Raw genomic sequence first — 19,223 nt, 5'->3', positions numbered from 1 at the left:
CCTGAGCTACGGAGGAAAAAGTCGGCGCCGACAATATCGATAGCAGAATGAGCCGCAGCAGCGCGGACGGTAGCTTGGGCATGCCAGTTCTCCAGAGGCCACCCCCTGCGGCCCGAAGGTGATATTTAACCCAATCGGGATCATTTTGCACCCGCTCATTCACTGCCAGGCAGAATCCTCCAGGGTGTCTATGCTGTAGCTGGGTGCCGGCCCGGAGCGCCTGTCAGGGGCACGCACCCTGTCCGGCCATGTCCAAGGAGACCCTGCCATGAGCGTCAAACCAATCCCCGACGGCTACCACTCCGTCACCCCCTACCTGTCGGTGCGCAACGCCACCGAGGCCATCGATTTCTATTGCCGCGCCCTCGACGCAGAGGAGCTGTTTCGCCTGGAGATGGACGATGGTCGCATTGGCCACGCCGAGCTGAGAATCGGCAGCTCCATCATCATGCTGGCAGACGAGTTCCCGGAGATGGGCAACGTCGGTCCGGAGACCCTCAACGGCAGCGCGGTGGGCCTGATGATCTACCTGGAGAATGTCGATTCCGGATTCAGTACCGCCGTCGCAGCCGGGGGCACCGAGTTGCGGCCAGTGACTAACCAGTTCTACGGCGATCGGTCCGGCACCTTCCGCGACCCCTTCGGCCATGTGTGGACGCTGGCCACCCATGTAGAAGATGTTCCGCAAGAAGAACTGAAACAGCGAATGGCGGAGTTTGCCAAAGGCTGAACAGGTCGCCCCTGTCCAGGCAGGGGCGCACTATCGGTTAGCAGGGTGGGTAGCCTGCCTGGCAGGGAGTCAGAGCAGCTTGCGGCCCTTGTTGGCGGCGATGCGCATGCGCAGGGCGTTAAGCTTGATAAAGCCCTCGGCGTCGGCCTGGTTGTAGGCGCCGGCATCCTCCTCGAAGGTGGCGATGCTCTCGTCGAACAGGCTGTCGGCAGACTGGCGGCCCTCCACGATTACGTTGCCCTTGTACAGCTTCAGGCGCACCTTGCCGTTCACGTGTACCTGGCTCTCGTCGATAGCCGTCTGCAGCATCTTGCGCTCGGGCGACCACCAGTAACCGTTGTAGATCATCTCGGCATAGCGCGGCATCAGCGCATCCTTCAGGTGCGCCACTTCACGGTCCAGGGTCAGTGACTCCATGGCGCGGTGGGCCTTGAGTATGATAGTGCCGCCGGGGGTTTCGTAGCAGCCGCGGGACTTCATGCCCACGTAGCGGTTCTCCACCAGGTCGTCGCGGCCGATACCGTTGGCGCCGCCAACCTGGTTCAGGCGCTCCAGCACTGTGGCGGGGCTCAGCTTCTCGCCGTCGATGGCGACAATGTCACCGCGCTCGAAGTCCAGCTCGATAAAGGTCGCGGTATCCGGCGCCGCCTCCGGGCTCACACTCCAGCGCCACATATCCTCTTCCGGGCCCTGCCAGGGATCTTCCAGCACCCCGCCCTCGTAGGAGATGTGCAACAGGTTGGCGTCCATCGAGTAGGGGGATTTTTTCTTTTTGTTGGAGAAGTCCACCGGAATGTTGTGCTTTTCGCAGTAATTCATCAGCGATTCGCGGGAGTTCAGCTCCCACTCCCGCCAGGGGGCAATCACCTTGATGCCCGGCTTCAGGGCGTAGGCGCCCAGTTCGAAGCGTACCTGGTCGTTGCCCTTGCCGGTGGCGCCGTGGGAGATGGCGTCGGCGCCGGTTTCGTTGGCGATCTCGATCAGGCGTTTGGCGATCAGCGGGCGCGCGATGGAGGTGCCCAGGCGGTACTCGCCCTCGTACAGGGCGTTGGCGCGCATCATGGGGAAGACGAAGTCGCGCACATATTCTTCGCGCAGGTCGTCGATGTAGATTTCCTTGACCCCCAGCGCCTCGGCCTTGGCCCGCGCCGGCTCGACTTCTTCACCCTGGCCGATGTCGGCGGTAAAGGTGACGACTTCGCAGTTATAGGTTTCCTGCAGCCAGCGCACGATAACGGAGGTGTCGAGGCCGCCGGAGTAGGCGAGTACTACCTTGTTGATGTCGGACATGATGGGCTTCCCGCGCGATTACTTGGGTTGAAAAGGGGGCATATTCTACTGGGCGCAGTGCTTCTATTCCAGACGAGAGTCACTCCTGCGAAAGCAGAGTCCATCTTGGGTCGATGGTCCTGCGGCGACTCCGTAGCCCGGTGCCGCCCTGTCGTATGGGATTCCGGGACACGCCGTGAATACATCCATGTAGTCTCTTCAGCGGCCATCCAGGCCGCTGACGGTCCCGGAATCCCATACGACAGATCGACACCTGCATTGTTGCGAGACACCAGATTACACAGTGGTTGAATTCGGCATCGGTGGAGTCGCACGTGGCGGGAAGGGCTGTGCTGGGACCGTCAGCGCCCTGGACGGGCGCTGCCGAGCCTACATGGACGTATTAACGGCGTGTCTCAGCACAGCCCTTCCCGCTGCGGGTGACGGGTTTCGCAGTGCCACTGGCCAGTACTACGAAATTCGACTGGCGGTACCGAGACCGGATCCGGGCCCCCAAGGTGTGATAGCATGCGCCCTTTCCCAAGCTGCCCGACACCGCCCCGTGACCGAACTAACCATCACCCGCCCCGACGACTGGCACGTCCACCTGCGTGACGGCGCCGCCCTGCCCGACACCTGCCGCGACATGGCGCGCTACTTTGGCCGCGCCATCGTCATGCCCAACCTCACCCCGCCAGTGACCACCGTGGCGGACGCGACGGCCTATCGGGAACGCATCCAGGCGGCCATGGCCGGCCTCGGGCGGCAGTTCGAACCGCTGATGACCCTCTATCTCACCGACCGCACCACGGCAGAGGAAGTCCAGCGCGCCGCCGATAGCGAATTCGTCCACGCCATCAAACTGTACCCGGCCGGGGCCACCACCAATTCCGCCGCCGGCGTGGCTGACCTGGCGGGCCTGTATCCGACGCTGGAAGCGATGGAGAAGCACGACCTGCCGCTACTGGTACACGGCGAGGTGACGGACAGGGGCATCGATATTTTTGACCGCGAGGCGGTATTTATCGAGCGCCACCTGGCGCCGATCGTGCAGCGCTTCCCCGGCCTGCGGGTGGTACTGGAGCACATCACCACCGCCGATGCGGCGGCCTTTGTCGGCCAGGCACCGGCCAATGTGGCGGCGACGATCACCGCCCACCACCTGCTGCTGAACCGCAACGACATGCTGGTGGGCGGCATTCGCCCCCACTATTACTGTCTGCCCATCCTCAAGCGCGATACCCACCAGCAGGCCCTGCTGCAGGCGGCGACCTCCGGCAGCCCGAAGTTCTTCCTCGGCACGGATTCGGCCCCCCACGCCACCAATGCCAAGGAAAGCCCCTGCGGCTGCGCCGGGGTGTACACCGCCCACGCGGCGATAGAACTCTACGCCGAGGCCTTTGACAGCCAGGGCGCACTGGACCGGCTGGAGGGCTTCGCCAGCCACTTCGGCACGGATTTCTACGGCCTGCCGCGCAACAGCGACCGGATTACCCTGGTGAAACAGGACTGGCAGGTGCCCGCTTCCCTGCCGCTGGGCGATGCGCCCCTCACCCCCATGCGCGCCGCTGAAACGGTGGGCTGGCAGGTGCGCGAGGACTGATTTTGCTGGACTCGGGACCACACCATATGTGCGACCGCTTCCGGGGCTTTCTGCCGGTGGTGGTCGACCTGGAAACCGGCGGCTTTAACTCGGCCACCGACGCCATTCTGGAAATCGCCGCATCTATCGTGCGCATGGACAGCGACGGCATGCTGTCGGTACATCGCACCGTGAACTTCAACGTGCATCCCTTCGAAGGCGCCAACATCGAACAGGCGGCGCTGGATTTCACCGGCATTGATCCATGGCATCCCTTCCGCGAAGCCATCCCCGAGGAGCAGGCACTGACCGAGATGTTCCAGGTGGTGCGCAAGGAGATCAAGGACCAGGGCTGCAATCGCGCCATCCTGGTAGGCCATAACGCACATTTTGACGCGGGCTTCGTGAACGCCGCGGTGGCGCGCTGCGGCATCAAGCGCAACCCCTTCCACCCCTTTTCCCACTTCGATACCGCAACCCTGGCGGGCCTGGCCTATGGCCAGACAGTACTGGCGCGCGCCTGCAGCGAGGCGGGCATCACCTTTGACAACAACGAGGCGCACTCCGCCGCCTACGATGCCGAGCGCACCGCAGAACTGTTCTGTGAGATCGTCAATCGCTGGAAGGAAAGCGGCGGCTGGATGCCGAACTTCGACTAGGCGTCGTAGTCCTCGCCGCTGATCCGGTTGAGGATGTCGTTCAGCGCTTCGACGACCTGCTCGAGGTCATCCAGCCCGAGCAGGGAGTACTTCAGGGATTCCTCCAGCGGCAGCAACTGGATCAGGGTGTAGGCCACCTGCCAGGCGTTCTGGTAGTCGATCGCCAGGCCCATGCGCTCCACGTGGGGGTGGGCCTCCAGACTCTGCAGCACCTCCACCAGGCTCTCCCACTCGGCAGCCACCGGCAGGCGGGGCGGGGGGGCGTCCAGTTGCACCTCTCCCATCACCAGTTGCGAGCCGGCAACGCTGCTGCGCAGAAGGGAAAAGCGGCGCTCGCCTTCAATGGTGATGCCCAGCAGGCCGTCCTTGAGCTGGTCCCAGTCGACAATGCGGGCGTAGGTGCCCCAATCGCCGAGCTCGGGGCGGGCACGGCCGCGCTGGGCGACCTCCTCGCCGCGGCGAATCCAGGCGACTCCGAAGCCCACGTTGTTGCGCATGCAGTCGCGCACCAGGTCGAGATAGCGGCGCTCGAAGATACGCAGGGGCATGCGGCCGTGGGGCAGGAGCACACCAGACAGGGGAAACAGGGGGATTTCGGTGGTTTCAGCCATAGCGAATCAACCGGGTCGGCTCAGGATTTCCAGCGCGTCGAGAATCTGCAGGGCCTGTTCCCGGCTCTCGCCGCAAACCTCGGGTTCCGCCCTGAAGGCGGCGCACACGGCGGGCCGGCGCGGGTCGTTGAACAGGCGACAGGCCATCGCCTCATCCAGGTGTATACAGCGCACCCCCGCCGGCTTGCCCTGGGGCATGCCGTAGTAGGGCCGGGTAATCGAGGGCGCGATGCAGCAGGCACCGCAGCCGCTGCGACAGTCCATATCACTGCGCCTCCACGCCTTCTGGCCCCAGCGGCTTGAACAGCACAATCAGCAGCGGCAGCAACAGCAACGCGCCGAGCACCGCCGCCACCATCGCCATCACGGTGAGCAGGCCGAAGTAGATGCTGGGATTGAAGTTGGACAGGGTGAGCATGGCGAAACCGATCACTACGGTAATGGTGGTGTAGTACATCGCGCGCCCGATACTGCCGTGACAGCGGTACATGGCCGCCAGGTAGTCCCGGTCCACGCGGAATTCCCGCAGGTAACGGTGCACGTAGTGAATGCAGTCGTCCACCCCGATCCCCACCACGATGGCGGCGATAGTGATGGTCATGATGTCCAGCGGGATACCCAGCAGGCCCATGGTGCCCAGCACGATACCCGCGGCCAGTATGTTCGGCGCCAGCGCGACCAGGGCCAGGCTGAAGGAGCGGAACAGCAGCACAAACATCAGCAGGATGGCGGCGAACACCGCGCCCAGCGTCAGAATCTGGGACTTGAACAGGCTCTGTAGCACGTTGTTGTAAAGCACCAGCATGCCGGTGAACTGGATGTCTTCCGGCGCCATGTCGAGGGTGTCCGCCAGGTCGCCATGCAGGCGCTCCAGGAAGGCGTCCCGGCGCAATTCCTTGCTGGTTTCCATGACGCGCACGGTGATGCGGGCCTGCTCGTTGTCGGCGGAGAAGTAGGGATCGACCATCATCGCCGCAATATCATCCGGCAGGCTCTTCTGCACCAGGGCCAGCTCGACACTGCCGATATCGTCGCCCAGCAGGTTGCGCACCACCTGGAACACGGTGGACAGGGACAGCACCTTGCCGGTTTCCGGCTGCTGGTCCACCAGGGCGTGGGCGGCATCGATGCGACGCATGCCGTCGAGGCTGAACCAGTAACTCGGCTTGAAGCTGCCCGCGGGACCGGCGAAATCGAAGCTCTCATCGCCGAAGCCGTCGTCGGCCCAGTCGTCACCCTCGCCGGAATCGGCGAAGCTGTCGTCGCCGGCCGCGGAGGTGCCGAAATCAGCAAAGTCCGCGCCGGCGTCCTCGCCCTCTTCCAACTCCGCCAGGAAGGGATCGTCCGCCGCCGGTGGCGACGCATCTGCGGTACCGGCCGGCTCCAGGCCGGGCAGCGGTTCGTCGTTGGCCGGGGCGCTCAACAGGATATCGAGGGGAATCGTCCCGCCCAGCCTGGCATCCAGCAACTCCATGCCGCGATAGATTTCAGTGGTGTCCTTGAAGTAGTCGATAAAGCGGTTTTCCACCTTCAGTTGCGACACCCCGACCACCACCAGCAGGCACAGCAACACGGTGACCGCGATGATGCTGCGGTGGAAATGATCCGTTGCGCGGGCGAAATAGATGGTGAGCGGCGTGCCCTCCGCGGCATAGCGGTGGGGGCGGCCGTGGGGCCATACCAGGATCAGGCAGGGCACCAGGATAAAGGCCAGCAGCAGCGACACCACGATGCCGGTGGTCATCATCCAGCCGAAGTCGATCACCGGCTGGATGCCGGACACCACCAGCGAGACAAAGGCGACAATGGTGGTGATGCCGGTGTAGGTACAGGGCACCACCATCAGCCGCACAGTGTCGCTGACCCGCTGAAACAGGTCGCCATCCGGGTCCGCCGCGTGCAACTCGCGGTAGCGCACGATCAGGTGAATGGATATGGCCAGGCTGATGATCAGCAGCACCGCCACGAAGTTGGACGAGATCACCGTCATGCGCCAGTCGAATACTGCCAGGATGCCGAGCATCACCAGCACCGAGGCGCTGCAGGTGACCAGCGGAATCACCACCCAGCGCACCCGGCGGAAGATCACCGCCAGCACCAGCAGCATGACGCCGAGGATGGCGCTGCCAAACAGCACCAGGTCGGAGCGCACGAAAGTGATCATATCGGCAGTGATCATCGGCACGCCGCCGACGAAGAGGCGGGCGTGCTCGCGGTAGCTGTCGGCGATGTCGCGCACCGACTGCACCAGCGCGCTCTGGGCTTCCAGGGCTTTGGCGCTGTGTGCCTTGAACGCCGCCTCCACCTGCTCCAGCTCCGCCGCATCGCTGGCATCCAGCTCGCCTTCCTGACGGGCGCGACGCAGGGCTTCGCGCTCGCCCAGCAGTTCGAAATAACGCTGGTCACGCTGCAGGTTGATCTGCACTGCGGTGACATCGCCGTCGCGACTCACCAGCAACTGCGAATAAATGGGGCTGGTGGTGAACTCCTGTAGCGCGAGTTCGCGGTCGATACCGGGATCGCGCAGGCTCGGCAGTGGATCGCTGCCGGTGATGTCCGAAAGCCCTACCGGCGGGCTCTCCAGCAGCGGTACGTCCAGTACCGTCACCACCGAGGACACCCCCGGCAGCTGTCGCAACTCATCCGCCATCCGCGACAGGGGCTCCAGCGAGGCATCGCTCAACAGCGCCGCCTGCGGCTGCCAGGTGATGATGAGGAAGTCCTCGGCACTGTATTCGCTGCTGATTTCCCGGTAGAAATCCAGCGCCGGGTCACCCTGCAGCATCAGGGAGTCGGCGGAGGCGTCCAGCTTGAGTTTGCCGAGTTGCGTGGCGCAGGCCAGCAGCAGGGCCAGCACAAAAGCCAGCCACAGCCAGGGGTGGCGCAGCACGCTGCGCTCGTAGATAGACATTAGTCGACTCATGGGGTCCGCCCGCTCTCCAGTGCCTGTAGCAGGCGCTGATGCACACCGCCGAAGCTGCCATTACTCATAATCACCACGCGATCGCCGGCTTTCGACTGGGCCGCGACCGCGGCTGCCAGTTGCTCCACATCGTCGAACAGCTGCGCCGGCACCGGACTGGCCGCCGCCACACTCTCCAGGGACCAGTCCATGCCCGGGGGCTGGTACCAGTACACGGCGTCGGCGCTGGCGGTACTGGCTGCCAGCGCTTCCCGGTGGGAACCCATGCGCATGGTGTTGGAGCGCGGTTCCACCAGGGCGATGACCCGCCCCTGCCCGACATGGGCGCGCAGTCCCTCCAGGGTCGTGGCAATGGCCGTGGGGTGGTGGGCGAAATCGTCATACACATAGACATCGTTCGGGCTGCCGAGCAATTCCAGCCGGCGCTTGACGCCGCGAAACCCGGCCAGCGCCTCGCCGGCCACCGCCGGCGGCACGCCCACGTGGCGCGCGGCGGCCACCGCAGCCAACGCATTTTCAATATTGTGGCGGCCGAGAAAGCCCCACTCCACCGTCACCGGCTCTGCCCCCGGCACCCGCAGCAGAAAGCTGGAGCCGTCAGCCTGCAGCGGCTCTGCCCGCCAGTCGGCACTAGTGTCCAGGGCGAAACTGGCGGTGGGGGTCCAGCAACCCTGTTCCAGCACCGCGTCCACGGCGGCGGCGCCGGCGGGATGGATGACCTGCCCCTCCCCCGGCACCGTGCGTACCAGGTGGTGGAACTGGCGCTGGATGGCGGCGAGGTCGGGGAAGATATCGGCGTGGTCGAATTCCAGGTTATTGATGACCAGGGTGCGCGGGCGGTAGTGCACGAACTTGGAGCGCTTGTCGAAGAAGGCCGTGTCGTACTCGTCCGCTTCCACCACAAAGAAGTCGCTGTCGCCGCGGCGGGCCGACTGGCCGAAATTGGCGGGTACTCCGCCGATCAGGAAGCCCGGCGACATGCCGGCGTATTCCAGAATCCAGGCCAGCAGGCTGCTGGTGGTGGTTTTGCCGTGGGTGCCGGACACCGCCAGCACCCACTTGCCGTGCAACAGATGCTCCGCCAGCCACTGGGGGCCGGAGCTGTAATTGAGGCCGCGGTTGAGCATGTACTCCACCGCCGGGTTGCCGCGGGTCATGGCATTGCCCACCACCACGCAGTCCGGCGCAGGCTGCAGGTGTTCCGGCAGGTAGCCCTGCATCAGCTCAATGCCGGCGGCTTCGAGCTGGGTACTCATCGGGGGATAGACGCTGGCATCGGAGCCGGTGACGCGATAGCCCAGTTCCCGTGCCAGCAGGGCAATGCCGCCCATGAAGGTGCCGCAAATACCGAGAATGTGTATATGTGCTTTCAACAGGCACTCCTTATTCGGACGGCGTCGAGTGTAGCACGCGGCCCCCTGTGCCTTGCAGCGCCGCGCCTTGCGCGCCGGCAAGATGCGGTAATACTTCCCCTGGCAGTCCACACCGGCGCGCCTTTCGCGTATGATGCGCGCTTTTTCCGAGGCGGGAAGATACCCGCCCACCCACCGACCACGGACCCCCCCGCCATGGCCAGGAAGAACGCTTTTTACGCTCAATCAGGCGGCGTCACCGCCGTCATCAACGCCTCCGCCTGCGGCGTGATCGAGACCGCCCGCGAACACCGCAAGCATATCGGCAAGGTCTACGCCGGCCGCAACGGTATTATCGGCGCCCTGCGCGAAGACCTCATCGACACCAGCAAAGAGAGCAAGGCAGCCATTCGCGGCCTGCTCTCCACCCCCGCCGGCGCCTTCGGCTCCTGCCGTCACAAGCTGAAAAGTCTGGCGGAAAACCGCGCCGAGTACGAGCGGCTGATCGAGGTGTTCAAGGCCCACGACATCGGCTACTTCTTCTACAACGGTGGTGGCGACTCCGCGGACACCTGCCTGAAGGTCTCCCAGCTCAGCGAGTCCATGGGCTACCCGATCCAGGCCATCCACGTCCCGAAGACGATCGACAACGACCTGCCACTGACCGATAACTGCCCGGGCTTCGGCTCCGTCGCGAAGTACGTGGCCATCTCCACCCGTGAGGCCGCCCTGGACGTAGCCTCCATGTGCGAGACCTCCACCAAGGTCTTCATTCTGGAAGTGATGGGTCGCCACGCCGGCTGGATTGCCGCGGCGGCGGGCCTGGCCGCCGAGGAAGAGGGCGACGCCCCCCACATCATCCTGTTCCCGGAAATCGCCTTTAACCGCGAAAAATTCCTGGCCCGGGTCAAGCGCACGGTGAAGAAGCACGGTTACTGCGTGATCGTGGCCAGCGAGGGCGCCCAGTATAAAGACGGCACTTTCCTGGCCGATTCCGGCGTGGTGGACGCCTTCGGCCACAAGCAGCTCGGCGGCCTGGCCCCCTCCCTCGCGCAGATGATCAAGTCCGAGCTGGGCTACAAGTACCACTGGGCGGTGGCCGATTACCTGCAGCGCTCGGCCCGCCACATCGCCTCCCAGACCGACCTCGACCAGGCCTACGCCCTGGGCAGGGCCGCGGTGGAGTTTGCCGTCGCCGGCAAGAACGCCGTGATGCCCGCCATCGTGCGCGGCAAGGGCAAGCGCTATAGCTGGAGCATCGGCGAGGCGCCCCTGAAAGACGTCGCCAACGTGGAGAAAAAAATGCCCCGCAGCTATATCAGCCGCGACGGCTTTGCCATCACCGAGGCTGCGCGTACCTACCTGGCGCCGCTGATCGCCGGCGAGGCCTACCCGGAGTACCGGAACGGGCTGCCCAGCTATACCCGTCTCAAGCTGGTGCCGGTGGAGAAAAAGCTGCGCGGTACATTCAAGGTCTAGGCCCTGCTATACTCCGCGCCCCGAAAACCCAACCCCATAGTGTTTGCGAACGATAGGTAAGCTCATGAGCCTGAATCTGGTACCCCCGGGGAAGAACATCCCCGACGAAATCAACGTCATCATCGAAGTGCCGGCCCACTCTGATCCGGTCAAGTACGAAGTGGATCACGAGAGCGGCGCCATCATGGTGGACCGTTTCATGTCCGCCGCCATGTTCTACCCCTGCAACTACGGCTACATCCCCAACACCCTGGCGGATGACGGCGACCCCCTGGACGTGCTGGTGCACACTCCCCACACCGTGGTATCCGGCTGCGTCATTCCCTGCCGCCCGGTAGGCATCCTGCAAATGAGCGACGAAGCCGGCGAAGACGCCAAGCTGATCGCCGTGCCCACCAAGAAGCTGAGCCCGCTGTACAACGATGTCCATGAAGCAGAGGATCTGCCGGCCCTGCTGATCCAGCAGATCACCCACTTCTTCGAGCACTACAAGGATCTTGAGCCCGGCAAATGGGTGAAGGTCGACGGCTGGGGCACCGCAGCCGATGCGCGCGCCGCCATCGAGGCAGCGGTTGCCGCCTACGCCAAGGCGGAAGGCCACTAAGCGAGCATCACCGGGGCCGGCTCCACTGCCGGCCCTACCCTCCTCCCGCCGCGCTCAATGCCGGCGGATATCTCCCGGGCACCAGCCCTCCGCCACTGCCACATAGCGCGCCAGCAGCTCTTCCAACTCCGCTTCTATGGCGCGGCGCAGCAGCAGACCGTCCGGCAGGTGCCGATCCCAGCAGGCCAACAATTGGGCCGCCCCGATCTTGCCATCACAGTCCAGTGCCAGCGGCGCGTAACTCAGGTGCCAGCGCTCCGGCGCCACACCGCCCCGATCCCGCGCGTAGGGACGGAAGAAGCCGTGCGACTCCCCCGCCGCCATGCGGCTGTCGAGCCAGCTGTGCAGGGCATCGAATGGCCCGCCGGGCGCCACCTCGTCCGGCGTCAGCTGAACCTGGTAGTCGGCAGCTACGGCGGCGGCGTCGAACACGTCGAGATCCGTGCCCCAGTGGTGCCGCGAGGTGCCGGGCAGAGCGGAGAAGCGCAAAATGGCATGCATCTGCTGCGCTGGCGCCAGCGCCGCCATGGCCACCGGATTGCCGGCGTCGTCGTGAACGCCGCGCCGGCCCGCGGCTTTCGCATTCCAGATGGCACTCTGCCGATCGAAGCTGCGGTGGCTGCTGGCAATGGCGAGGGCGAATCCGGCATCGCGGGCGTCCCGCGCCAGCCGCCGCCAGGCAGCCGCCACCTCCGGGTGCAGGCGATGGCCTTCGGGGAGAGTAGCGAGATGGCTGTCGTCGACACCGGTCAACTGGTCGATAGCGAAAGGCATAGAACACAACTTGCGAATGCGGTAACAGCCGGCACAATAGCGCAGCGGAAAATCAGCGACAACGGGGCAGCCCATGAGCCGGATCGGCCACATCGACGACATTGACGACAACAGCAGCGCCAGCCTGCAGGTGGATCACCTGGCATTGCTGGCGGTTAAGAAAGACGGCGAGCTCTTTCTCTACGAGAACCGCTGCCCCCACGCCAACACAGAACTCGACCCCATGGGCGGCTCAGTAGCCGCGTCCCAGGGCATGCTGCTGGTGTGCCAGCACCACGGAGCCGAGTTCCTCAGCCACAGCGGCGAGTGCGTGGCCGGCCCCTGCCTGGGCGAGAGTTTGCGCGCCGTGGCCTTTACCCTGAGCAATGGCGACATCTACCTCGACTGAGGCCTCAGCTCAGGCCGGGTCGAGACTGAAAGGCAGGCGGCGAGCCAGACTGAGCCCGCGGGTGGTTACCTCGGCGGCGTAGGCCTGCACTTCCAGCCCGGCAGCCATCGCCTCTGCCAGGGCGTCGCGATACTTCGGGTCGATATCCCCGGCGGCACAGACCCTGTGAATGCCACTGTGGAAGACGCAGAACAGCAGCAGTGCCCGGGTCTCATCATCAATCACCCCCTGCAGTTCGCGAATATGCCTGCGACCGCGATCGCTGACGGCATCGGGAAAGGCGCCCCAGTCGTCCCGCCGATACAGGGTGACGCACTTCACTTCCACAAAGACCCTGCCAGCATCGCCCTCCAGCAACAGGTCGGCGCGGCTGCCTGCGCCGTACTTCACCTCGCTGCGCAACGCCGGGTACTGCTCGAAGCCTTTGACCTTGCCGTTCTCAAACCCCTCGCGCACCACCTTGTTGGCCAGCGCCGAGTGGATGCAGGCGAGGCCTGCAGGGGTGTCCACCAATTCCCAGGTGTGGGGGTACTTGCGGGTTTTCGCGTCGCTCACCGACAGCCACACCGGCGCCCCCTCGGGCATACAGCCGGTCATGGCGCCGGTGTTGGGACAGTGGGCGGTGATCACTGCGCCGCCCGGCAGCTCCACATCCGCCAGAAAACGCTTGTAACGCCGCAGCAGGCGGCCCTGCACCAGTTTGCCAAACTCCATCAGGCCAGCACCTTCGACAGGCGCTCCACCGCCACCTCCAGCCGCTCGAGGCCGGTGGTGTAGGAAAAGCGCAGGTGCTCGCTGGCCCGGTGGTGGCCGAAGTCCAGCCCCGGGGTGAGTGCGAGGCCGTGCTCCTCCAGCAGTTGCAGGCAGAAGGCCTGACTGTCGTCGGTGAAGCGGGCCGCGTTGGCGTAGATGTAAAATGCGCCCTGGGGAGTACAGGGCACTTCGAAGCCGATCTCCTGCAGCGCCGGCAGCAGGAAATCGCGGCGCTGGCGAAACAGTTCGCGGCGCTCGTCCAGCATCATGCGGGTAGCCGGCTCAAAACAGGCCAGCGCCGCATACTGGCCCATGGTAGACATGGAGATGAACAGGTTCTGGGCCAGTTTTTCCAGTTCCGGCACCGCCGCCTCCGGGGCGACCAGCCAGCCGAGGCGCCAACCAGTCATGCCGAAGTACTTGGAAAAACTGTTGATGACAAACGCGTCCGGGTCCACCTCCAGCACCGAGGGAGTGGCCACATCGTAGCCGAGACCGTGATAGAGCTCGTCCACCAGCAGGTAACCACCGCGCTCGCGGGTGGCGGCCGCCAGGGCCGCCAGTTCCTCCCGCGACAGCACGCTGCCGGTGGGATTGGCCGGCGAGGCCAGCAAGGCGCCGGCAGTGTGCGGCTGCCAGTGCCGGGCCAGCAGTTCCGGCGTGAGCTGGTAGCGGGTCTCCGGGCCGGTGGGCACCAGCTGGCCGCGGGCCTCCACCAGGCGCAGGAAGTGGCGGTTGCAGGGATAACCCGGGTCGCTCATCAGCAGGGATTCGCCGGGGTTCATCAACAGGGCCGACAGCAGCAACAGGGCCCCGGAGGCGCCGGGGGTCACCACAATGCGGGAGGGCGGGATATCCAGCCCGTACTCATCCTGATAGTAGCGCGCCAGCGCCTCCCGCAGGGCCGGCAGGCCGGCGGGCTGGGAGTAGTGGGTGGCGCCGGCGGCGAGGGCCGCGCGCCCCGCTTCGACGATGGGCGCGGCGGTAGCGAAATCCGGTTCGCCGGCGGCCATGTGGACGACATCGCGGCCACTGGCAGCCAGCTCGGTAGCGCGGGTCAGGATTTCCACCACGCGAAAGGGCTCGATATCGCGTACCCGGGCGGCGCTGCCTCGGCGCTCGAAAACACTGGGCATCGGGGCGTCCTTGAAGGTTTGGGCCGGCCATTCTACCAGCGCCACGCGAAGGGCTGACAAGGCCCATAGCGGCCCAAATTTTTTGTGGCACCACCCTGTGATATCTGGTAGTTTCTGCGCGCTTGAGAGCGGCGGCCTCCCGTCGCCTGGGACTGCTGTCCAGCAGCACCTGAACCATCTTGCAGTGTGGGATATTGACCATGCCAAAAGCAGCGCAAAAAACGACCGCAAAACCCGCCGCCAAAAAAGCGGAACCCTCCGAGTTCAAAAGCTTCGTGCCGTACAAGCCAAAGCGCGGCGAGGAGTACATGAACGAGAAACAGCGTGACCACTTCCGCGCCATTCTGCTGAACTGGAAAGCCAACCTGATGCAGGAAGTGGATCGCACCGTGACCCACATGAAGGACGAAGCGGCCAACTTCCCGGATCCGGCGGACCGCGCCACTCAGGAAGAGGAGTTCAGCCTGGAGCTGCGCACCCGCGACCGCGAGCGCAAACTGATCAAGAAGATCGATGGCACCATCGAGCGCATCGACCAGGACGACTACGGATTCTGCGACGCCTGCGGCGTGGAAATCGGCATCAAGCGCCTGGAAGCGCGCCCCACCGCCACGCTCTGCATCGACTGCAAAACCCTCGCCGAAATCAAGGAGAAGCAGGAGATGGGCTGACGCCCACCCTGCGGCCGCCCGACCCGGGCGGCCCCTGCCCGGGTAACGTTGCGCCCGGCGCTGCCCCCACATGCCTGCACCTGATGCCTCCTATCGGGGTCGATTCGCCCCCTCACCCACCGGCCCGCTGCACCTGGGTTCATTGATCGCCGCCCTGGCGAGCTACCTGGAGGCCCGGCGCGCCGGCGGCACCTGGCTGGTGCGCATGGAAGACCTCGACCCGCCGCGGGAGCAACCCGGCGCCGCCGATGCCATTCTGCACAGCCTGGAAGCCCACGGCCTGCACTGGGACGAGACAGTGCTGTGGCAGAGTCAGCGCAGCGAAGTCTATCTCTCCGCCCTGGAACAGCTACAGCGCAGCGGCGACCTCTTCGCCTGTCACTGCAGCCGCGCCTCCACCGACAGCGCCGGCAACTGCTGTGGCGAATGCCGGCAACACACACCACCGCCGCCGGTCGCGCTGCGTGTGCCGGTCGCGTCGCAGTTCGTCGCCCACTGGCAGGATCGCTGGCAGGGCGACCAGCGCTGGCCCATCGGGCAGCAACTGCGCGACTTTGTGGTACGGCGCAAGGACCAGCTGTTCGCCTACCAGCTGGCGGTGGTGGTGGATGACGCGGCACAGGGCATCACCCATATCGTGCGCGGTTCCGACCTGCTGGATTCCACGCCGCGGCAGCTGTGGCTGCAGTCCCTGCTCAATGCCCCGCAGCCGGACTACGGCCATCTGCCGGTACTGACTAACCGCGAGGGCCAGAAACTGAGCAAGCAGACGCACGCCCCGCCCCTGCAAGACGGCAAGGCGGAAGCGAACCTGCGCGCCGCGCTGGGCTATCTCGGCCAGCCCTCACCCCCGCCCGACTGCAGCGGCGTGCGCAACCTGCTGGACTTCGCCCTCGCCCGCTGGGACCCGCAGGCGGTGCCACCGGGGCCTACCCTGGCGCCGCGCTGAGGCCGCTTTACCGCCCTGCGGGGCCTCTGTAGACTCAGCGCCACGCCGACAAGGAACGCGCCCCATGTACATCAACCGGGCATTGCTGTTGTTACTGGGCCTGGCCCTGATCTTCCTGCCCGCCATCGAGCGCTGGCTGTGGCAGACGCCCACCGAATGGTACCGCCCCTACCTGCTGTGGCTGGCGGCCATCGTCGCCGGCTGGTGGAACCAGCGCTCAAGGTACCCGGATGAGCTTTAGCCTGCCGCAGATTGTCCTGGCGATTGTCGCCTACCTGAGCATCCTGTTCCTCGTCGCCCACCTCGCCGACCGCGGACTGCTACCGCGCTGGCTGACCCACCACCCGGCCACCTACGTGCTGTCGCTGGGGGTATTTGCCGGCGCCATGGCCAGCAATGCCATATTCGAACTGGCCTGGCGCTACGGCTACGGCTACCTGCTCTACTACCTCGGCGGGGTACTGATGTTCCTGATCGCCACCCTGCTGCTGCTGCCACTGCTGCGCCTGTGCCGGGTGTACCAACTATCGTCGCTGGCGGACGTGCTGACCTTCCGCTACCGCAGCCAGTGGGTCGGCGCCGCAGTCAGCCTCGCCATGTGCATAACCCTGCTGCCGCTGCTGGCCCTGCAGATTCAGGCGGTGGCGGATTCCATCCAGATCCTCGCCGGCGCCACCGGCAGCCTGTTACCGGCCTCTGACCGCCAGGATGGCCTGGCCCTGCTGTTCTGCCTGATTATGGTGGTATTCGCCATTCTCTTCGGCACGCGCAATATCGCCTCCCAGCGACGCAATACCGGGTTGGTCACCGCTATCGCCTTCGAGTCCCTGGTCAAGCTGCTGGCCCTGCTGGGATTAATGGCCGCCGCGGTCTACCAGGTGTTCGGCGGCTTCGGCCCGATGGCCGAGTGGCTGGCGCAGTCACCCGAGGCCGCGCAGATCATGCAGCGCCCCCTGCAGGGCAACGCCACCCGCCTGTTGCTGCTACTGTTTTTCGCCGGCGCGGTGTGCATGCCGCACATCTTTCATATGGCCTTCGCCGAAAACAAGGAGAGCCTGGATCTGCGCGCAGCGAGCTGGGGCCTGCCCCTGTATCTGCTGCTGATCAGCCTGCCGGTACTGCCGGTGACCTGGGCCGGGATGAGCCTGGCCCACGACCTGCCCCGGGAGTACACCGGGCTGGCGCTGGGGCTGGGCCTGAAATCGGAAGGTGTGGCCGCCACCGCGTTCGTGGCCGGGCTATCGGCGGCCAGCGCCACCATCATCGTCGCCACCCTGGCGCTGGCAAACATGATCCTCAACCACCTTATCCTGCCGCGCAACGTCATCCAGATCGGGCGCGAGCAGAGCCTCTACTCCCACCTAAAACTCCTGCGCCGCAGCCTGATCGCCCTGCTGATCCTGGCCGGCTACGGCTGCTTCCTCGCCGTCGGCAGCCGCCAGAGCCTGGCGGAACTGGGACTGGTGGCCTTTACCGGTACGCTGCAGTTCCTGCCCGGCATTATCGCCACACCCTACTGGCACGGCGGCAACCGCCGCGGTTTGCTGGCGGGCCTTGCCGGCGGCCTCGGCCTGTGGGCAGTCACCCTGCTATTGCCCACCCTGGGCGCCGCCCAGCCGAGCTGGCTGCCGGTACTGGCCATGAACTGGTTCGGCGACCCGCGGGAAGCCTGGGCGGTGAGCTGCGTGCTGTCCATCAGTCTCAATGTCGTGCTGTTCCTGGCGGTTTCGGTGCTCACCGGCACCAGCGACGAAGAACGCGTGGCGGCGGAAATCTGCTCCATGGACGACCTCAACCGCCCGGTGCGGCGCAGCCTGGGGCTGCACAGCGCCGGCCAGTTCATCGAATCCCTGGCGCCGGCGCTGGGCGAGCGCACCGCCCGCGCCGAAGTGCGCCGCGCGCTGGTGGAACTGCAATTCGAGGAGACCGAGTCGCGACCCTATGCCCTGCGGCGCCTGCGCACCCGCATCGAGGCCAATCTGTCCGGCCTGCTGGGCCCCACCGTGGCTCACAGCATCCTCAACCGCTGCGTCCCCTTCCAGCCGGACCTCAACGGCAGCACCGATGACCTGTACCTGATCGAGCGCCAGCTGGACAAGGCGGAAGGACAGTTCACCGGCTTTGCCGCCGAACTCGACCACCTGCGACGCCACTACCGCCAGATCCTCGACAACCTGCCCATCGGCGTGTTCTCCACTGCGCCGGACGGAGAGATTCTGCTGTGGAACCGCAGTATGGAGGAAATTACCGATATCCCCGCCCGCCGCACCCTGGGCTCCCTGCAGACCTTTATCCCCCAGCCCTGGCGGCGCATCTTCTGCGACTTCCTGCTCGACCCCAGCGAAACCCTGCTGAAACAGGAGGTGGTGCTGGCGGATGGCAGCAGCCGCTGGATCAGCCTGCACAAGGCCTCCACCGGAGGCCGCCGCAGCAGCGGCGACCGGGTGGTGCTGGTGGAGGACATTTCCGATCTGGAGCGACTGGAAACCGAATTGCTGCACAGCGAACGCCTGGCCTCCATCGGCCGGCTGGCGGCCGGCGTGGCGCATGAAATCGGCAACCCCATTACCGGCATCGCCTGCCTGGCCCAGAACCTGGATTACGATCTGGAGCCCGAGGAAGTCCGCGCCACCGCGCGCGACATTCTCAAGCAGACCGACCGCGTGAGCCGTATTGTGGAATCGCTGGTGAACTTCTCGCACACCGGTTCCGGCTCCGGCAACACCCGCCTGGTCGCCTGCAACCTGGCCGACTGCGTGGACGAGGCGGTGCACCTGCTGGAACTGGACCACCAGGCCAAGCCGGTGCAGTTCAGCAATGACTGCGATCGCGAAACCGTGGTGCTGGCCGACACCCAGAAGCTGCTGCAGGTATTCATCAACCTGCTGGGCAATGCCCGTGACGCCTGCGCCGACGATGGCCAGGTGCACGTGCGCGCAGCCGTCATCGAAGGCAGCGCCAGCATCGAGATTGAGGACAACGGCAGCGGCATACCGGCCAGCATCCAGAGCCAGGTGTTCGAGCCCTTCTACACCACCAAGGATCCCGGCGAGGGCACCGGACTGGGGCTGGCGCTGGTGTACAGCATCATGGAGGACATGGGCGGCAGCGTGCAGTTGCAAAGCCCGGTGTTCGAGGGCGCACAACCCGGCACCCGCATCACCCTGCAACTGCCGCTGGGGCGCTACGACAGCGATTTCGGCCTGGAAATGTAACCAGCGGTGACATCCCGGCCACCCGGCGACTGGAAAATTGCCGGGGGTAAGGGTATGTTGTGTCACCTGCACACCCACCGGTAACACTTCAGGCAACGCTTTTCAACGTGCCACCGGCATGCCCCAAG

18 protein-coding genes are annotated in these 19,223 nt (G+C 65.4%); 10 read left to right on the top strand and 8 right to left on the bottom strand.

The genetic code is table 11. The annotated features are described in order from the left end of the window. Window positions 1–268: 268 nt before the first annotated feature. Window positions 269–730 (top strand): VOC family protein, encoded by a 462-nt coding sequence (locus FVW59_RS02775; RefSeq protein ID WP_148062692.1) that lies wholly within the window; start codon window positions 269–271, stop codon window positions 728–730. 69 nt (window positions 731–799) lie between these two features. On the opposite strand, the gene FVW59_RS02770 is transcribed toward FVW59_RS02775, so the two are convergent. After that, window positions 800–2,020 carry an argininosuccinate synthase gene (locus FVW59_RS02770; protein WP_148062691.1) on the bottom strand — a complete coding sequence of 407 codons (1,221 nt, stop codon included), beginning with the start codon at window positions 2,018–2,020 and terminating at the stop codon, window positions 800–802. Window positions 2,021–2,561: 541 nt separating this feature from the next. Here FVW59_RS02770 and pyrC point away from each other — a divergent pair. Continuing rightward, on the top strand, window positions 2,562–3,602 hold the full coding sequence (gene pyrC, locus FVW59_RS02765; protein WP_246139601.1) for a dihydroorotase: 1,041 nt from the start codon (window positions 2,562–2,564) through the stop codon (window positions 3,600–3,602). A 26-nt stretch (window positions 3,603–3,628) separates the two neighbouring features. Then, a complete protein-coding gene (gene rnt, locus FVW59_RS02760) occupies window positions 3,629–4,240 on the top strand; it encodes a ribonuclease T (protein ID WP_148062689.1) in 612 nt (203 codons plus the stop codon). Here the strand turns inward: rnt and FVW59_RS02755 are convergent. From FVW59_RS02755 to mpl, 4 genes are read right to left on the bottom strand one after another with little or no spacing between them, the layout of a single operon-like run. After that, the gene (locus tag FVW59_RS02755) at window positions 4,237–4,851 is read right to left on the bottom strand and encodes an LON peptidase substrate-binding domain-containing protein (RefSeq protein WP_148062688.1); all 615 of its coding nucleotides are present in this window, start codon (window positions 4,849–4,851) and stop codon (window positions 4,237–4,239) included. The two genes, rnt and FVW59_RS02755, sit on opposite strands and share 4 nt — an antisense overlap. Window positions 4,852–4,857: 6 nt before the next feature. After that, window positions 4,858–5,115, bottom strand: a complete 258-nt coding sequence (locus tag FVW59_RS02750) for a YkgJ family cysteine cluster protein (protein WP_148062687.1) — start codon at window positions 5,113–5,115, stop codon at window positions 4,858–4,860. A 1-nt stretch (window position 5,116) separates the two neighbouring features. After that, complete coding sequence (locus FVW59_RS02745; protein WP_148062686.1) at window positions 5,117–7,774, bottom strand: efflux RND transporter permease subunit; 2,658 nt, start codon at window positions 7,772–7,774, stop codon at window positions 5,117–5,119. Then, the gene (gene mpl / locus FVW59_RS02740) at window positions 7,771–9,105 is read right to left on the bottom strand and encodes a UDP-N-acetylmuramate:L-alanyl-gamma-D-glutamyl-meso-diaminopimelate ligase (protein ID WP_246139628.1); all 1,335 of its coding nucleotides are present in this window, start codon (window positions 9,103–9,105) and stop codon (window positions 7,771–7,773) included. The genes FVW59_RS02745 and mpl overlap by 4 nt, the downstream gene beginning before the upstream one ends. 237 nt (window positions 9,106–9,342) lie before the next feature. On the opposite strand from mpl, the gene FVW59_RS02735 reads away from it, so the two are divergent. Together FVW59_RS02735 and ppa are read left to right on the top strand one after the other, a co-directional pair. Beyond that, window positions 9,343–10,605 carry a 6-phosphofructokinase gene (locus tag FVW59_RS02735; protein WP_148062684.1) on the top strand — a complete coding sequence of 421 codons (1,263 nt, stop codon included), beginning with the start codon at window positions 9,343–9,345 and terminating at the stop codon, window positions 10,603–10,605. A gap of 64 nt (window positions 10,606–10,669) precedes the next feature. Beyond that, a complete protein-coding gene (gene ppa, locus FVW59_RS02730; protein ID WP_148062683.1) occupies window positions 10,670–11,209 on the top strand; it encodes an inorganic diphosphatase in 540 nt (179 codons plus the stop codon). Window positions 11,210–11,263: 54 nt separating this feature from the next. Here the strand turns inward: ppa and FVW59_RS02725 are convergent, their stop codons facing one another. Continuing rightward, window positions 11,264–11,983: a M15 family metallopeptidase gene (locus tag FVW59_RS02725; protein ID WP_148062682.1), complete on the bottom strand. Its 720-nt coding sequence runs from the start codon at window positions 11,981–11,983 to the stop codon at window positions 11,264–11,266. A 73-nt stretch (window positions 11,984–12,056) separates the two neighbouring features. Between FVW59_RS02725 and FVW59_RS02720 the strand changes: the two genes are divergently transcribed. Then, on the top strand, window positions 12,057–12,371 hold the full coding sequence (locus tag FVW59_RS02720; protein WP_148062681.1) for a Rieske (2Fe-2S) protein: 315 nt from the start codon (window positions 12,057–12,059) through the stop codon (window positions 12,369–12,371). 9 nt (window positions 12,372–12,380) lie between these two features. Here the strand turns inward: FVW59_RS02720 and sfsA are convergent, their stop codons facing one another. Together sfsA and FVW59_RS02710 are read right to left on the bottom strand one after the other, a co-directional pair. Continuing rightward, window positions 12,381–13,085 carry a DNA/RNA nuclease SfsA gene (gene sfsA, locus FVW59_RS02715; RefSeq protein ID WP_148062680.1) on the bottom strand — a complete coding sequence of 235 codons (705 nt, stop codon included), beginning with the start codon at window positions 13,083–13,085 and terminating at the stop codon, window positions 12,381–12,383. Next, window positions 13,085–14,260 (bottom strand): pyridoxal phosphate-dependent aminotransferase, encoded by a 1,176-nt coding sequence (locus FVW59_RS02710; RefSeq protein WP_148062679.1) that lies wholly within the window; start codon window positions 14,258–14,260, stop codon window positions 13,085–13,087. The genes sfsA and FVW59_RS02710 overlap by 1 nt, the downstream gene beginning before the upstream one ends. 308 nt (window positions 14,261–14,568) lie before the next feature. On the opposite strand from FVW59_RS02710, the gene dksA reads away from it, so the two are divergent. From dksA to FVW59_RS02695, 4 genes are all read left to right on the top strand, one after another. Then, window positions 14,569–14,931 carry an RNA polymerase-binding protein DksA gene (gene dksA / locus FVW59_RS02705; RefSeq protein WP_342779679.1) on the top strand — a complete coding sequence of 121 codons (363 nt, stop codon included), beginning with the start codon at window positions 14,569–14,571 and terminating at the stop codon, window positions 14,929–14,931. Between the two features lie 70 nt (window positions 14,932–15,001). Then, the gene (gluQRS, locus tag FVW59_RS02700) at window positions 15,002–15,880 is read left to right on the top strand and encodes a tRNA glutamyl-Q(34) synthetase GluQRS (RefSeq protein ID WP_148062677.1); all 879 of its coding nucleotides are present in this window, start codon (window positions 15,002–15,004) and stop codon (window positions 15,878–15,880) included. A gap of 64 nt (window positions 15,881–15,944) precedes the next feature. Continuing rightward, entirely contained in the window at window positions 15,945–16,121 is a 177-nt protein-coding gene (locus FVW59_RS19555) for a hypothetical protein (RefSeq protein ID WP_170150196.1), read from the top strand. Continuing rightward, the gene (locus FVW59_RS02695) at window positions 16,111–19,095 is read left to right on the top strand and encodes an ATP-binding protein (protein WP_148062676.1); all 2,985 of its coding nucleotides are present in this window, start codon (window positions 16,111–16,113) and stop codon (window positions 19,093–19,095) included. The genes FVW59_RS19555 and FVW59_RS02695 overlap by 11 nt, the downstream gene beginning before the upstream one ends. Window positions 19,096–19,223 lie beyond the last annotated feature (128 nt).

Source organism: Parahaliea aestuarii (assembly GCF_008064635.1).
Lineage (GTDB): Bacteria > Pseudomonadota > Gammaproteobacteria > Pseudomonadales > Halieaceae > Parahaliea > Parahaliea aestuarii.
This window is presented reverse-complemented; position numbering and strand designations above follow the sequence as displayed.